Raw genomic sequence first — 15,248 nt, 5'->3', positions numbered from 1 at the left:
TAATCTCCATTTAATTTTTTTAATCTATTAATAAGTGATTTATGATTTTTTTTAAAAATACTTAAAAAAATTATTAACTTATACACTATACGTAAAAAAGGAGAAGTATATTTCAGACACTTCTCCTTTTTTACAACACTAAATTTTCGTATCCTGTTATAGATTTACCTATCTATTATTACATCCATTACCATGCAATAGAATACCTTTTCCATCAAGAACTTTAACACACTAGTTTATAAATCAAAAAGAGATGGCAAGATGCCATCTCTTCTGATAAAATAAACTAATCCGAATGAATATTAATATCCAGGATTTTGTTTCAATATACTAGCACCTACAAGGTCAATCTGAGCTTGTGGTATTGGGAACAAAGCTTTATTTGCTGTATAAGTAGCACCTCCTAAAGAACCTGGCAATAACGCTTGGTCATATTTCAGGTAACGGTTAAGTGCTTCAACATCTTCACCCCAACGAACTAAATCATAGAAACGGTATCCTTCCATTCCAAGCTCTATTCTTCTCTCAAATCTAACAGCTGATCTGGCATATTCTTTTGTAGGGAAAGAACTATACAATCCAATTTTGTAATTAGCAGCAGGCGCACCATCTAGCATTACAAAGTCAGCTGCATTGCTAGCTCTACCTCTTACCATGTTTGTATATTCAAGTGCTTTTGCTAATGAACCAACCTCAATTTCACATTCTGCAGCCATCAATAAAACATCTGCAAACCTGATAATTGTTACGTTGTAAGCATTGTATGTCTGGTGTCCCCAACCACCTGTTTCTGTCAAACCTGCAGCTTTTTCTGCCTTAGTAAATATATATTTCTTAGGAGAATAAGGACCACCATTCGGTTGGTTACGAATCATACTGAAACCTGTGTGCGGACCCCAATCCAAGAAAGGAATACCTCTACGACCTATTGAATGGTCTATTCTTGGGTCTAAAGGACCAGCGTCTGGCGTAAAAGGCTGATCAGATTTAATACCCATATCTGTCTTAACAGCATTGGCAGGGCTATTGTAAGAATTATCCAATAATGGTAAACCATTAGCATCAGTACGGTATGAGTTTACAAACTCAAATGATGGTTGGAAGAATCCACAACAAGTACCTGGGTCAACACCTTGGATAAAGTTCAATTGTAAATCACCATTGGCGTTGTTTCCGTTACCTGATTTTACCGTTGCCTGAACAGCAAAAACTGATTCTGCGTTATTATCGTTAGCAACACGGTATAGGTCAGAATATTTAGGTAGTAGTGCGTATTTTTTACCACCAGTTGTTTTACCATTAGCAATAATCAGGTCGAAAAGTGCTTTTGCTTCTGCATATTTCTTTTGATACAAATATGTTTTTGCCAAGTATACACCTGCAGCCCATTTATTGGCACGGCCTACCGAAGAAGATGTTTCTGGTAAAGCATCATAAGCTGCTTTGAAATCAGCCTCGATTTTTGGCCATAAATCCTGATCATTTTTTACTTTCTCAATTCCGTTACCTACACCGATATTTTCATCTACGTAAGGAACCATATTGAAGTTTCTCTTCAATTGGAAATAAAAGTGGCCTCTGATAAAACGAGCTTCAGCGGTAATTCTGGCTTTAACATCATCTTTAACACTTGCCTGAGCTTCTTTTAAAAGAGCTAATACTGAATTGGCTCTGGCAACGCCATCAAAATAACTTTGGTAAACGTTTGCTGCAACGGCATCAGTAGATACATACTCATATCTTTGAACAGGAATCATTTCAGTACCATCACCAGGGTCAGTTCCTTTATTAGCATCCCCACCTCTGATACTACCGATCAACCAGTTTGATGGACCAGAGTGCGTTTGACTCAAGGCACTTAACTGAGCGTAAGCTGCAATTAAAGATCCTTCTAAGCCGGCAGTACTGGTTAACTGGTCTTTAGAAAGCGTACCCGTTGGGGGCACGTCTAGAAAGCTATCACTACAAGCATACATCCCCGAAAACAGGATAACGCTGGAAATAAATATTTTTATTTTTTTCATTGTCTTATTTTAATTTAACTCAGATTAGAATCCAACACTTAAACCAAAAGTTACCTGACGAGTCATTGGGAAGTTACCCAAGTCTACACCAAAGTTGGTATCAGCAGCACCTGCTACCTGAGGGTCCAAGCCACCATATTTAGTCACTGTGAATAGGTTATTAACAGCGGCGTTAACACGAACTCTGCTTAACTTCATTTTGTTGGCAAGTGTTGTTGGCAAATTGTAAGCAAGTGACAAGTTTTGGAATCTTAGGTATGATCCATCTTCAACATAGAAGCTGCTTGATTGCGAACCAGTACTGAAACCATCATTTTGTTCGAAACGTGGAATATCAGTATCTCTGTTTGATGGAGACCAAGAATTTTTAACACGCTCAGAGATAGCAGCACCTGCAAATAATGGATAAAAATCTGTAAATCTTTTAGAGATATTAAAGATTTTGTTACCAATTGAAGTATAGAAATAAGATAGTAGTTCAAAATTCTTGTAAGTAAGTCTGAAGTTCAAACCACCTGTAAATTTAGGAACCGGGCTACCTAAATAAGTACGGTCATCTGCAGTAATATTACCATCACCATTTAAGTCAGCATAGCGGAAACGACCAAGACCTGCACCAGTTTGCGTTGGAATGGCAGCACCAGGCGTAGATGTAGTTTTCAAAGCCTGGTCAACTTCCTCTTGTGTCTGGAATAAACCAACTACCTGGTATCCAAAGAAAGAAGACAATGAACGACCCAATTGGTTACGAATAGGGTTTACACCTCTGAAACCAGGATTCACATCTTGTAAGTATGTAAGACCACCACCGATTTCAGTGATTTCGTTATGAAGGAAACTACCTGTCACATCAAATTCGTATCCTACTTCGCTACCGAATTTACCTCTTGTAATTACCTGAATGTCAATACCTTTGTTTACCATTGTACCTACGTTCACTGACGGAGCAGTAGCCCCACCCACTGTCTGTGTAATTGGTAATTGATACAATAAGTCTTTGGTATCTTTTTGCCACAAATCTAAGATAACATCTAATTTACCTTTCAGGAATGATCCGTCAAAACCAATGTTTTTGGTAATACTGGTTTCCCATTTCGCATTTGGGTTACCAATTCTTGATTGTCTGAATCCACCTACGATTCCGGCGTTTGTACCATTGATATCATAACCTGAAGTACCAACGTTTTGCTCATAAAGGTTAAACTGGTTGGCAGGTGAAACGTTATTTGAGTTACCCATTGTACCATAACCCCCTCTGATTTTTAAATCAGTTACCCAGGCAAGACCTTTCATAAATGATTCATCTGAAAGTCTCCATGCAGCAGAAACCGCAGGGAATACACCGTATCTGTTGTTTGAACCAAATCGAGATGAACCGTCGCGTCTGATAACCCCTGTTATGATATATTTATCTTTGAAGCTATAGATAGCTCTACCAAAATATGAGTTGAAATTAACACCGTTTTCTTTAGTACTATTTGCAGGGTTTCTAATATCCAACGTAGATATAGTAATATAGTTAGGGTCACCAGAGAATGGTGCACGACCGTCAGCCGAAAGGTTTTTACCATGTCCGGTATTAAGAGCCTCTTGGCCAGCTAATAAATCTATATTATGAATACCAAATTTCTTCTTATAATTGATTGTATTCGTAAAAGTCCAGCCTAATCTGAAACCACCATTTTCGTTATAAGACCATACTACACCTTTATTTTCAAGAGTTTCATAAATTGGGCGACCATATCCCCAGCCATAAAAGTTGTTATAAAGTCCACCAATTGAAGAACGTAATGTCAGATCTTTGATCGGATCAACTTCAATATAGAAGTTACCTGAGGCTATAGCATTAAAGTTTCTGTTTAGTTTTCCTGCCATCTGGTTAGCAACAGGGTTTGAACCCTGACCAAAACCAAGCGCAGTTGTACCGGCATATCCGCCAAATTCGTCATATACAGGAAGAATAGTTGGAGATCTGAATGCACCAAGAATGTCGTTTTCATCTTGTGATGACTGAAGACCATTATTACCACCCTGACGACCTAAGATCTGAAGGTAAGTCAACTGGATATTTTCACCAATTCTTACGTTTTTGAAAAGATCAAACTCAGAATTTACACGCATAGCAATACGCTTTGCTCTCTGGCTAGGCAAAATACCTTGTTGGTCTTGCAATGATAATCCTACATAGAAACGCGAAGCATCACCACCACCTTCAAAACCTAATGAATGTCTTTGAATTGTACCGGTTTGAGTCAATGCTTTATACCAGTCAGTACCTTCTTTATTAGCTTTAATTACCTGATAGTAATCGCCGATTGTTGGGCCAGTAATGTTATATTTTAATCTCTCTGCTTCCAGATCAATAGTACCAACAACTCCACTTCTATTTCCTACTTTAAGATAGTCAGGAATGATAGGAGTTGCGCCCGTACCATATTGTGGGTGAGATAATGGAGCACCAGAGTTTTTAAGTGCAGTCCATGTCCAATCTGCCTGATCTTGTGGATTCATCATTTGCTGACCTTTACCCGGATCTGTAAAACCAAACACACCATCATAAGTAACGTTCAATTTTTTAGCATTTTTCTTGCCTTTCTTCGTAGTATAGATAATTACACCATTGGCAGCTCTTGCTCCATAGATTGAAGCAGCAGAAGCATCTTTCAATACTGTAGTAGACTCAATATCTTCCGGGTTTAAGAAACCTGCATCACTAGGCAACCCATCAACGATTGTTAAGGGTTCGTTACCACCGAATGCACCAAAACCACGTACACGAATCTGGCTACCAGAACCTGGCTGGCTCGTTGTTACAACTGTCAAACCTGCTACTCTACCTTGTAATTGTTGCTCAACACTAGCTGAAGGAACTGTTGTAAGGTCTTTCGTTTTCACAGTTGAGATAGCACCGGTTGACTCACGTCTTTTATCAACTGAATAACCAGTTACAACAACCTCATCAAGGCTTGCAGCATCGTCTTCTAGTGTCACATTAATAGTACTTTGATTACCTATGGCAATTTCTACTGTTTTGTAACCAATTGAGCTGATTACTAATGTACCGCCTGCATTCGGAGCGTTAATTTTGAAGTTACCTTCTGCATCTGAAATTGTACCTGTAGTAGTTCCTTTTACGGAAACACTGGCACCCGGAACGCCCTCTCCTTTTGAATCACTTACTTTACCACTAACAGATTTTTGTGCAAACGCTACAATAGACATCATCCAAAGTAGTCCACAAATCAGAGCACCCCGTATGGGCACAAAGTAGTTTTGTTTCATAGTTTTGTTTTAGTTAAAAAAAAAAGTAAAAAATAAATTGTAATTAAAGATTTTATACTATATCAAGATTTTTTTGATTTATCTTAATAAGTGTATTCGGTACAATTATAGAAACACACTCCAAATTTTCCAAATTTTTCACGTTTTTTTTATAAATTTAAATATGCACAATAAACTTACATCTTATTTATGCCAAATAAAATTCTGCAAAATCAAAAAAAACTTATTTCGTGAAAAACCTACTATTAATTATGAAGCTGTGGAATATAGAAAGTTCGGAATCAAGATGTTTTTTAAAAAAATTAGGTTGTGAATCATCTCTATCCTGCAATTTTTTCTTTAAAATATGCTATCCCGGTAAGGGCAAAAAATTTCTACGTTTATATTTCTGCTGTGGGAATTTTCTAAATTGTGAATTAATTGTTTGATGAAGTACGTTGAGCTATGAAAGCCGAAAATCAGGTCAGTACTTGAGGTTTTGCCATTATAATCACGTAAGGATAATAATCATTCAGTTAGTCAATAGCTAATATTGTATCAATTAGATACAATATTAAACACTTTGAATAATGCTTCCAAATTTTTCTTAGTATTTTTATATATTAACTTATTGGAAGTTCATTTTATTATAAGCATTATTGAAAATGTTATAATTTGACAAATATAAAGGTTTTATTGAATAAAAGTCAACTATTGGTTTCATTTTAATTTAAGAATATAAGATTGTATTGCTCAAAGTTAAAATTGTACTATACTAAACCGCTTTTGCAATTCTAAGAAAAAACATATTTTTTTTATCAATGGGATTTTTTCAAATCTGCAGCCACTTTTTCGGCAGCCGCCAATACGCGCATTGTATTTTCTCCCCAGATTTTACGTATGTCTTTTTCTGAATAACCCCGGCGTAATAATTCAATGGTTACATTCTTGATTTTGCTTACATCTTCGCAGCCTACTACATCACTGCCTCCATCCATATCCATGCCAATACCTACATGGTCTATCCCTGCTATCTGCACTACGTGGTCTATATGGTCTACCACTGTTTTCACACTCGGGGCTTCACCAGGGTATTTGTATTTTAACTGACGTAATTCGGCATTGATTCGCTGTTTGTCTTCTGGCGTAGCATCAGCTTTCATGGCCTGCATACGCAAGGTCCTGATAGATATCATTACTTCTTCTGAGGGCTTCCTCAGGAAATCAGACACGAAATTGATTTGAATAACTCCTCCTTTTGAAGCCATGAGTTTAATCATGTCGTCAGTCATATTTCTTTTTACATCGCTCAACGCTCTACAAGAGGAATGTGAAGCAAGCACAGGAGCTTTGCTCAAACGCATCACGTCATAAAAAGCCGAATCTGATATATGCGATACGTCAACAATAATGCCTAATTTGTTCATCTCTGCTATACATGCCTCACCTAATTTGCTGATCCCGCCATGCTCACCTCCCTCAGGGTCGCCGGAGGAATCGCTTAAATCATTATTAAAGGAATGAGAGAGCGTAATATAGCGTAGACCTAAATCATAGTATAATTTCAAATTTGCTAAATCGTGCCCGACAGGCCACCCATTTTCCATGCCTATAAATACCCCTAATTTTCCTTTTTTATGGGTGGCAAATCCCTCTTTTGGCGTAGTAACCAGTTCGGCCATATCAGGGTATTTCTTCACGGCATCATGTATAGACTGAAAAATTTTCAATGCATTCGCTTTCGCCTCTGCTTCTCCTTCAGGAGTTCGTTTGCCTTGTGCCAGGTACACTGCAAAAAACATGGCATCCATGCCCCCCTCTTTCATCCGTGGGAAATCTATCTGCGTGCCGTCTTCGGCATAATTATGTTTGGCACCAATATCAAAGCCTGGGATTTCCATCATATTGATAGGCACATCGGCATGGGTATCTACCGTGTAGGCACGTGCATGGATTTTATCCGCTTTTTTCAGAAGACGTTGTTCTTCTTTGCTTTGCGCAAAAATCAGGGCAGGTAAAAAGAGGAGCAGGAGTAATAGTTTCATTCAGTTTAGTTTGGTGACGTCAGTTGATCAATCTCGCTTAAATGCTTTTACCGGAGTTTTCGTCCTTTCCAGATGTATTCGTTTTTTCCTTGTGCTACTAAACCGAAAAAGCTTACATAGAAAGGGTAAATGAGTTGTACAAAAGGAATGAGCCAAATTAAACTTTTTTTACGCAAAAAGCTAAGAACAAGGATTAAAAAAAGAAGCTCTGCTGAAAATTTCAGTGAAAATATTATCAACAGATTTACTACATCTATTTGCTGAAATAAGTAGAGGGTTGCCACCACAATTAACGAAAAATTAGCAAGGAAAATAAAGACTGCTAAAGCCGTAGTAATGGGATTATTATAATGTTTCCATTTACTCGCCCATCTTTTGCGTTGGTAATAAAATGATTTCAGCGATTCATGCGATTGTGTTTCTACAATCACATCCTGACTTTTCAAAAAGTGAATATGCTCAGGGAAACGGTCGGCAATCTTGTGCATCAGAAATTCATCATCGCCAGATGCCAGATTGTCATTGCCTGCAAACCCACCTACTTCATGAAATACAGATTTCAGATAGGCCAGATTGGCTCCGTTGCACATATTAGGTTTTCTGATAAGCATAGCACATGCTCCGGAACCTATCAGACTGCTAAATTCTATGGTTTGAATTTTCTGCCAAAGGCTTTTCAGAAAGCCGTCAGCATTTATAAAAGTAACGGGTGCACTTATAAGATAAGCCTTTTTCTCAGCCTGAAAATGAGCAATGGTTTCGAGCCAACGCTCCCCTACTTTGCAATCACCGTCGGTAGTCACAATCAAATCTCCGTGTGCTAGTTGAATAGAAGAATTAATAGCCCGTTTCTTAGGTGAAGCATTATTTCCTTCAGTGGACAGTGAATTAATAATCAATCGTAAGGAAGTTGTTTTCTGAAAACTCTCCAGAAGTATCAAAGTATTATCTGTTGAATCATCATTGGCCACAATTACCTCAAACCGGTCTTTCGGATAGCTCTGGTTTTCTAAGTCCTTTAATAGATTGATGATATTACCTGCTTCATTCCGAACGGGGATAATTACCGATATGTAAAGTAGAGAGTTTTGCTTAGTTTGTTTCTGATAGGGTCTATTACTGAGCCAGACAATCACCAAGCCTGCGTTCATGAAGAAATAGACTAAAGCAATAGATATGAGGATAGTTACAAGCAATATGATTCTAGCGTTAATAAAGACCTATTCAGTAGAAGTCTTTAGATTCCTGGTTGAAAACCTCAAAGTTAAAAGAAATAGACTACCGATAATAACAGGCACTAAAACATTCATGAGCCAGATTGTAAAAGTGGCTGTGGTAATCAAAGAAAGTTTCACACCAAAATACCCAAAGTAGTAGATGGCAGTAATGGCGCGCATACTTAAATCACCCAGAAAGTTAAAAGCAGCCCCCAGTGATTTAGTTAAGAAAACAATGCCGATACCTGCAAGCAATACCGTAATAGGTAGGTTGACCTGAAACAATTGTAATATGAGTAAAAACTGGATACTGAAAACGATATATCTTCCGGTAGCTATCAGAAATATATGGCTGATTTCAGACAATGTATACTCCTTTAATACAATCAGGTATTGCCTGATATATTGAAAAAATCGGGCATCTCTGGTAAAGTTGAGTTTTTGAAGATTAAAGGCCACCCAGAGGCCAATCAGCAAAAGCACGATGAGGAATTCTACTATACTAATATGTAATATAAAAGGCTCTGGTTTGGCTATATAAAGAAAATAACCATAACTGATAGCGCCAAACAATAGAGATACGTAGAGTTGCATGCCATTACCTAACAAAATAGCCCCAATACTTGCGGAACGCTTCCGGGTCCTAAGCATCAGTATTTTTCCGGCATAATCGCCAATCATCAAGGGGGTAAAATTGGCTAGAGCCAATCCTGCCAGCACTCCCTGATAAGCCTCCCAGAAACTGATTTTTTCGATCTTTGCTGCCAGTCGTTGCCATTTCCAGGCTTCAAAAGCCCAGTTGATTGGAATCAGAATTAATACTATCCATATAGTAATAGTAAAGGGTATTTGTCTGAAATACATAAACACTTCTTCTATACTTTCTCCTTTTTCTTTCAGCAAAATATACACAGCATATAATACTCCGGCAAAGAGGATATTTTTTAATATCCACAGACCTTGCTCTAAGATTTTTGAGTTAATTTGCATGTATGAATAAAGAGAAAATAATTTTGGGTGTCGACCCCGGTACGAGAATCATGGGTTATGGGATTATTTCTGTTGATGGCAATACCCTTTCCCTGATTCAATATGGTGTTTTAAGACTCGACAAATATAGTACACATGAGCTGAAACTAAAGAAGATTTATGAAAGAATGACTCAGATTATTGAAGAGTATCTTCCCGATGAAATGGCGATTGAAGCCCCGTTTTATGGCGTAAATGCACAATCAATGCTGAAACTGGGTCGTGCACAGGGGGTAGCCATTGCCGCGGCTCTCAACCGTGACGTACCTATTGTAGAATATATGCCCAAAACAGTCAAGCAATCGGTAACAGGAAACGGGAATGCCAGCAAAGAGCAGGTAGCCTATATGCTTGAACATACCTTGAAAATGAAACTGGATACCCAGTTTTATGATGCTACTGATGCTGTGGGTGTAGCAGTATGCCATTATATGCACGGCAAAACCAAGGCCCTAACAGGCAATGCCTCCAAGAAAAAAGGTTGGTCGGCATTTGTGAGTGAGAATCCTGATAGGTTGAAGTAGGGTGGTTTATCAACAGTTTATGTCAATTTTTGAAATAGTTCGATAGTTTTAAAAACTTCTTCTAATTGTAGCATGCCATCTCTCACCAAAATACCGATTCATCAACAACAGATAACGGCTATTGGTGGGGTTGATGTATTGCATATGATTTATCAGAAAGATGAACAGACCATCAACAAGCTAAATGAACATAGAGACGAATATTATAGTCTGGCTATTGGTATCAAAGGAACCGGGGCTATCACCTGTGATATGGAGTCTATCTCAGTTCGGCCAAAAAGTATTATGCTGATAAAACCCTATCAGGTGCATTCAATAGAAATCATCAGTAAAGATGCTGAGGCTTATTTTATCAGCATTGCCCCTTTCCTTGTTCCCGAGTTTTGTCGGAATATCTTTGAGAATACTGCGGTGTCAGAGCAAAGTATGAGACTTTCAAACATGGAGATGAAGAGTATTCTTCAAATGGCGGAGGTCTTGCATCAGGCATTTAATGCTGGTAATCCTTTTAAAGCTCAGATAACCAACCATTTGTTAAATGCTTTAATTATTCATATTGCTGCGCTGTTTTTAGCTTCTCAACAAAAGCAAGGCCGCAAAAGGAATCAGGCTTTCAGTATTACACAGCAGTTTAAAGAACTGGTTTCTGAGCATTCTTTTCTGCATATCGCTTCTTTCTATGCCGACAAATTGCATATCACTACCTCCCATCTGAATGATTGTGTGAAAGCTACTATCGGCCTGTCAGTCACCCAGTTTCTTCAGCAGGCTATGCTGCTGGAAGCTAAGAGAAGCCTGTATTATACCAATACAGATGTCAAGAAAATCTCTTTTGATTTAGGATTTGAAGACCACACCTATTTTTCGCGTTTATTTAAAAAACTCACCAACGAAACTCCTCTTTCATTCCGGAACAAATTCCGCGAATAGTCCAATCATTCCCTTTTTTCATAAAACCATCTCTTCACTTTTATTACGGTATTTTGCAAGAAAAAAAATTTCTTATGCCAACAGTTCCAAAGTGGGTTGCAGATGCTATGGAGAGTGTCTTTAGCGGAAAAAGCAGGAAAGTATTAGTAACTGATATTGTGTATCTGAACCCCTTTATCAAAAAAATCACTTTCAAAGGCGACATAAGTAATGTCAGATTTAAAGTCGGTTGGGCTATTTTTATCAGAGTAGATGATACCAATTTCCGCAATTATACTCCTTCCTATTGGAATAGTGAAGCAGGGGTTTTTGAAGTGATTTTTCATTTGCATGGAAATGGGCCGGGCAGTCATTATATCAATAGCTTGAAACTAAATGATGTGGTGAGCGTTGGTCTTCCACGTGGGTACGATTTTTACAAGAAAGAACATGAATACCATTTCTTTTTTGGTGATGAGACCACTATAGGTTTTTTTGAGAGCCTCAAAACTACTATTGAAGAGAATAGCCAGAATTATATCGGTATTCTTGAATTAGACACGAATACGATGAACTATGAAATCAAAACCAACTTCGTACTTGATATTGTTGCGGCATCCACCGATAAAGCCCAAAATGCCATTGTACTTTTAAAAAACCTGCCGGAGCAAGTATGGGAGCTATGGCGCACCGGAGTATTTTATCTGATAGGAAACGGCAAATCAATACAGAATTTCAGAAAAGCCCTGAAAGAAAAAGGCGTAAGCGGCAGAAATATCATTACACAGCCCTATTGGGTAGAGGGGAAAATTGGGTTGTAGAGGGATAATGCCTACTCCACCAAACCCAACCTTTTCCGTTCAGCCTTTACATACTTCGCCACTTCACTAACAGGTGCAATCCATATCCCATTGGCAGGGTCTTTAGCATAGGCGCAGAGTTTACGAAGCGTAGCTAATCTGGTTGTCTGGTAGCCTGAGTCATTAGTTTCATGGCCCGCTAGTACCAACCATTGTCCGTTTTTTCTGGCTTCTTCTATAATCGGGAGAATCTGCTCAAAATCTTTTCCATCCATTTCTATACCTGTGAGTTGTGCCATATCACAATAGCCCGGGTCTACAGGTGCTTCATCGAGCCAGGTTCTGCCTGAGGCAAAGAGGTCTGCAATGACAGGTACAAAGCTTTGGGTATTTTTACCTCGCCCGACAAAAGTTTGTCCGCATGGATAGGCATATGATTCAGCTTTTACACCCAGCAACGCTTCAATCTGTTTATTGGCTTCCAGTAATTCTGCACGCATTTTCTCTATCGTATAATTCTCCAATGCGCTATTTCTCGACCACACAAAATTGCCACTACACGAATGATTTAAGGAGTGATTGCCTATTTCATGCCCTTTAGCAACTACTTTTTTCCATCCCTCCAGTTGACCTTTCACAGCCGACGGAACCACATAGAAAGTCCCTTTTACCTCATATTCATCCAGCAAAGGCGCACCTTTTGTAGCATTGCTACCGCGGGCATCATCAAAAGTAAGACTAATAGCCGTGCGAGCGCCTTTTGGCCATTTGAATGGCTGAGTTTGTGCCAAGCTGGTTAAGCTCGCGAATAAAAGCAGAGAAATTTTCAGGTATAAAGCAAAGGTCGATTTCATTTGTGCAATTCAGTTATAGTTGTCAGTTGGATACATTATAGATAATTACAATATCTCAGATATTTTCACAGGACGCACCTCATCCAAAGATTTCTTTGCCGCATAGGCCAATAAAGTTGCCATAATAATATCCTCATTTTTGACAGGCACTGGCTTATTGTTTAATAAGGCATCAATGAATGATTCCATCTCTTTGCCATACGAATGGATATATCTTTCGGTAAAGGTATTCAACGGAAGCGCCTGATGAATACCGTGTTCGTTATAAAGAATATTCCTATTATAAAGATTATTATCTACCTGTATCATGCCCTTATCACCAAATACTTCCAGACGTTGGTCGTAACCGAATACAGCCTTGCGACTATTATCTAGCACAGCATACGTTCCATCTTCAAAAGTCAAGGTTGTCAGAGCTGTGTCAATATCTCCAACTTCCGCAATAGCCTCATCAAAAAACACTAATCCTTTAGCATAGACCTCTACCACCTCCTTGCCCATCAGGTATCTAGCCATGTCAAAATCATGAATCGTAAAATCCATGAACATACCCCCTGATGTTTTTACAAATTCAATGTTTGGCAGCGCCGGATCGCGGTTGGTAATCTTTACTATTTGTGGATTGCCAATTTTACCCTCGCTTATTGATTTTCTGGCCTGCATAAAATCAGGATCAAAGCGACGGTTAAAGCCAATCATTAATGAGATGCCCGATTCTTTTGCTTTTTCAAGCAAGGTCTTTGTTATTTCCAGAGACAAATCCAAAGGTTTTTCGCAGAATACATGTTTGCTATTGCTAATGCACTGGTCAACCAGTGCTGCATGAGTGCTGGTAGGTGTGGTAATGACTACTGCATCTACCTCTGGCAATGCTATGGCTTCTTCGGTATTTTTTATAAATCGTATGCCCGGATATTCTTTTTTAAAGTCATCCTCTGGATACACCGGGTCAGCTACCAGAACTACATTTGCCTGAGGGATAGCTTGTAAGAGATTCCTAAGATGTATCTTACCCATGCGGCCTAGTCCAATAACCGCTATATTAATTTGATTGCGACTTTTATTCATTGCTAATAAGTGGTTATGGGAGAAGGCTAAATCGGCGTTTTTATACGTTTTTAACCCGTTGGGTGAAATTAATATATTATCCCTACGGGATACTGGTATTCGGAAAGATTATTTTTACTACCAATATATCGTCCCTCCGGGACTTAAAAAATATCCCGGCTGGGCATCCCCGTAGGGATGTTATATTGGTAGTAAAAATACTCCTTTTTAGAGCCAAAGTCCCGTAGGGACGATATATTAAAGCCTTCAAATCTATTCCACCCAACGAGTGTATTTAATTCTATAATACACGGTTCTTCAAATCGTATTATAATACCCCTTTAGTACTAGGCAAACTATCCATCTCTTTCAAATCGCGTTTTACTGCCATTTTGATAGATTTAGCAAATGCCTTGAAAATAGCCTCAATTTTATGGTGTTCGTTCTGCCCCTCACATTTGATATTCAGATTACATTTTGAAGTATCAGAGAATGATTTAAAGAAGTGGTAGAACATCTCGGTTGGCATCTCTCCCACTTTTTCGCGCTTAAACTCTGCGTCCCACACTATCCATGGGCGGCCGGAGAAATCAATAGCAACTTGTGCTAAAGCATCATCCATTGGTAATAAATATCCATAGCGCGAAATACCTTTTTTATCTCCCAAAGCTTTCAGATAAGCTTCTCCTAAAGCTAAGGCTGTATCTTCTATTGTATGGTGTTCGTCAATATGTAAATCGCCATTCACATGAATAGTCAAATCTGCGCCTGAGTGTTTGGCAACCTGGTCGAGCATATGGTCATAGAAACCTAGTCCTGTATGAATATCAGATTTCCCTTTGCCATCAAGGTTTAGTTCAATCTTAATCTGGGTTTCTTTGGTATTACGTTCTATCGTAGCAATACGTGGAGGCAATTTCAGAAACTCATAAATGCTATCCCACTCAGTTGTTACTAATTTGGTCACGTGTTCCTGCTCTGAATTCAATTCCGGATTTTCACCTATAAAAATGGCTTTAGCCCCCAGGTTTACCGCTAACTGCACATCAGTTACTCTATCGCCAATCACATATGAATTAGCTAAATCATAGTTTCCATTCAGGTATTCAGTAAGCAATCCTGTGCCCGGCTTACGGGTGGGCAGATTCTCATGCGGAAAGCTACGGTCTATATGAACGGCAGCAAAGTGAATATTTTCGTTCTCTAACCCTTGCATCATTTTATTATGTGCAGGCCAGAAAGTATCCTCCGGAAAAGCATCTGTACCCAAACCATCCTGGTTGGTGACCATTACCAGTTTATAATCAGTTTCTTCAGCTATTTTACGAAGATTTGAAAGGGTTTTAGGAAGAAAAAATAACTTTTCGAGAGAATCTATCTGAAAATCTGTCTTTGGCTCATCAATAATAGTACCGTCGCGGTCGATAAAAAGAATTTTCTGCATTGCTTTTTGAATAGTGTTTTTTTACAACAAATTTAGGGAGTAAATTTTGAAAAGACTTGATTTTCCAGAATTTACTAATGGAATTTGTCTAATT

At 38.5% G+C, this 15,248-nt stretch carries 11 protein-coding genes; 3 read left to right on the top strand and 8 right to left on the bottom strand.

What is annotated here, in order from left to right; genetic code table 11:
• Positions 1 to 302: 302 nt before the first annotated feature.
• From D0T08_RS08310 to D0T08_RS08290, 5 genes are all read right to left on the bottom strand, one after another.
• A complete protein-coding gene (locus D0T08_RS08310; protein WP_116982157.1) occupies positions 303 to 2,024 on the bottom strand; it encodes a RagB/SusD family nutrient uptake outer membrane protein in 1,722 nt (573 codons plus the stop codon).
• Between the two features lie 24 nt (positions 2,025 to 2,048).
• Positions 2,049 to 5,306, bottom strand: a complete 3,258-nt coding sequence (locus tag D0T08_RS08305) for a TonB-dependent receptor (protein ID WP_116982156.1) — start codon at positions 5,304 to 5,306, stop codon at positions 2,049 to 2,051.
• A 797-nt stretch (positions 5,307 to 6,103) separates the two neighbouring features.
• Positions 6,104 to 7,330, bottom strand: a complete 1,227-nt coding sequence (locus tag D0T08_RS08300) for a dipeptidase (RefSeq protein WP_116982155.1) — start codon at positions 7,328 to 7,330, stop codon at positions 6,104 to 6,106.
• A gap of 47 nt (positions 7,331 to 7,377) precedes the next feature.
• On the bottom strand, positions 7,378 to 8,526 hold the full coding sequence (locus tag D0T08_RS08295) for a glycosyltransferase (protein WP_229238925.1): 1,149 nt from the start codon (positions 8,524 to 8,526) through the stop codon (positions 7,378 to 7,380).
• A gap of 24 nt (positions 8,527 to 8,550) precedes the next feature.
• Positions 8,551 to 9,537, bottom strand: coding sequence for a lysylphosphatidylglycerol synthase domain-containing protein (locus D0T08_RS08290; protein ID WP_116982153.1), 987 nt, complete (start codon positions 9,535 to 9,537; stop codon positions 8,551 to 8,553).
• Between the two features lie 2 nt (positions 9,538 to 9,539).
• On the opposite strand from D0T08_RS08290, the gene ruvC reads away from it, so the two are divergent.
• The 3 genes from ruvC to D0T08_RS08275 all read left to right on the top strand — a co-directional run bounded on the left by ruvC (position 9,540) and on the right by D0T08_RS08275 (position 11,830).
• Positions 9,540 to 10,100, top strand: a complete 561-nt coding sequence (ruvC, locus tag D0T08_RS08285; protein WP_116982152.1) for a crossover junction endodeoxyribonuclease RuvC — start codon at positions 9,540 to 9,542, stop codon at positions 10,098 to 10,100.
• A gap of 72 nt (positions 10,101 to 10,172) precedes the next feature.
• Complete coding sequence (locus tag D0T08_RS08280) at positions 10,173 to 11,030, top strand: helix-turn-helix transcriptional regulator (protein ID WP_116982151.1); 858 nt, start codon at positions 10,173 to 10,175, stop codon at positions 11,028 to 11,030.
• 74 nt (positions 11,031 to 11,104) lie between these two features.
• Complete coding sequence (locus D0T08_RS08275; protein WP_116982150.1) at positions 11,105 to 11,830, top strand: FAD-binding oxidoreductase; 726 nt, start codon at positions 11,105 to 11,107, stop codon at positions 11,828 to 11,830.
• Positions 11,831 to 11,841: 11 nt separating this feature from the next.
• On the opposite strand, the gene D0T08_RS08270 is transcribed toward D0T08_RS08275, so the two are convergent.
• The 3 genes from D0T08_RS08270 to hisB all read right to left on the bottom strand — a co-directional run bounded on the left by D0T08_RS08270 (position 11,842) and on the right by hisB (position 15,154).
• On the bottom strand, positions 11,842 to 12,663 hold the full coding sequence (locus D0T08_RS08270) for a polysaccharide deacetylase family protein (RefSeq protein WP_116982149.1): 822 nt from the start codon (positions 12,661 to 12,663) through the stop codon (positions 11,842 to 11,844).
• 45 nt (positions 12,664 to 12,708) lie between these two features.
• The gene (gene iolG / locus D0T08_RS08265; RefSeq protein WP_229238924.1) at positions 12,709 to 13,731 is read right to left on the bottom strand and encodes an inositol 2-dehydrogenase; all 1,023 of its coding nucleotides are present in this window, start codon (positions 13,729 to 13,731) and stop codon (positions 12,709 to 12,711) included.
• A 307-nt stretch (positions 13,732 to 14,038) separates the two neighbouring features.
• Positions 14,039 to 15,154 carry a bifunctional histidinol-phosphatase/imidazoleglycerol-phosphate dehydratase HisB gene (gene hisB / locus D0T08_RS08260; RefSeq protein WP_116982148.1) on the bottom strand — a complete coding sequence of 372 codons (1,116 nt, stop codon included), beginning with the start codon at positions 15,152 to 15,154 and terminating at the stop codon, positions 14,039 to 14,041.
• Positions 15,155 to 15,248 lie beyond the last annotated feature (94 nt).

The sequence above is a fragment of the Emticicia sp. C21 genome (assembly GCF_003418935.1).
Classification (GTDB): Bacteria; Bacteroidota; Bacteroidia; order Cytophagales; family Spirosomataceae; genus Emticicia.
This window is presented reverse-complemented; position numbering and strand designations above follow the sequence as displayed.

What these genes read in the sequence shown, in the direction of transcription:
- D0T08_RS08310 (WP_116982157.1), bottom strand. Translation starts at nt 2,024, where the DNA reads ATGAAAAAAATAAAAATATTTATTTCCAGCGTTATCCTGTTTTCGGGG.
- D0T08_RS08305 (WP_116982156.1), bottom strand. Translation starts at nt 5,306, where the DNA reads ATGAAACAAAACTACTTTGTGCCCATACGGGGTGCTCTGATTTGTGGA.
- D0T08_RS08300 (WP_116982155.1), bottom strand. Translation starts at nt 7,330, where the DNA reads ATGAAACTATTACTCCTGCTCCTCTTTTTACCTGCCCTGATTTTTGCG.
- D0T08_RS08290 (WP_116982153.1), bottom strand. Translation starts at nt 9,537, where the DNA reads ATGCAAATTAACTCAAAAATCTTAGAGCAAGGTCTGTGGATATTAAAA.
- ruvC (WP_116982152.1), top strand. Translation starts at nt 9,540, where the DNA reads ATGAATAAAGAGAAAATAATTTTGGGTGTCGACCCCGGTACGAGAATC.
- D0T08_RS08280 (WP_116982151.1), top strand. Translation starts at nt 10,173, where the DNA reads ATGCCATCTCTCACCAAAATACCGATTCATCAACAACAGATAACGGCT.
- D0T08_RS08275 (WP_116982150.1), top strand. Translation starts at nt 11,105, where the DNA reads ATGCCAACAGTTCCAAAGTGGGTTGCAGATGCTATGGAGAGTGTCTTT.
- D0T08_RS08270 (WP_116982149.1), bottom strand. Translation starts at nt 12,663, where the DNA reads ATGAAATCGACCTTTGCTTTATACCTGAAAATTTCTCTGCTTTTATTC.
- iolG (WP_229238924.1), bottom strand. Translation starts at nt 13,731, where the DNA reads ATGAATAAAAGTCGCAATCAAATTAATATAGCGGTTATTGGACTAGGC.
- hisB (WP_116982148.1), bottom strand. Translation starts at nt 15,154, where the DNA reads ATGCAGAAAATTCTTTTTATCGACCGCGACGGTACTATTATTGATGAG.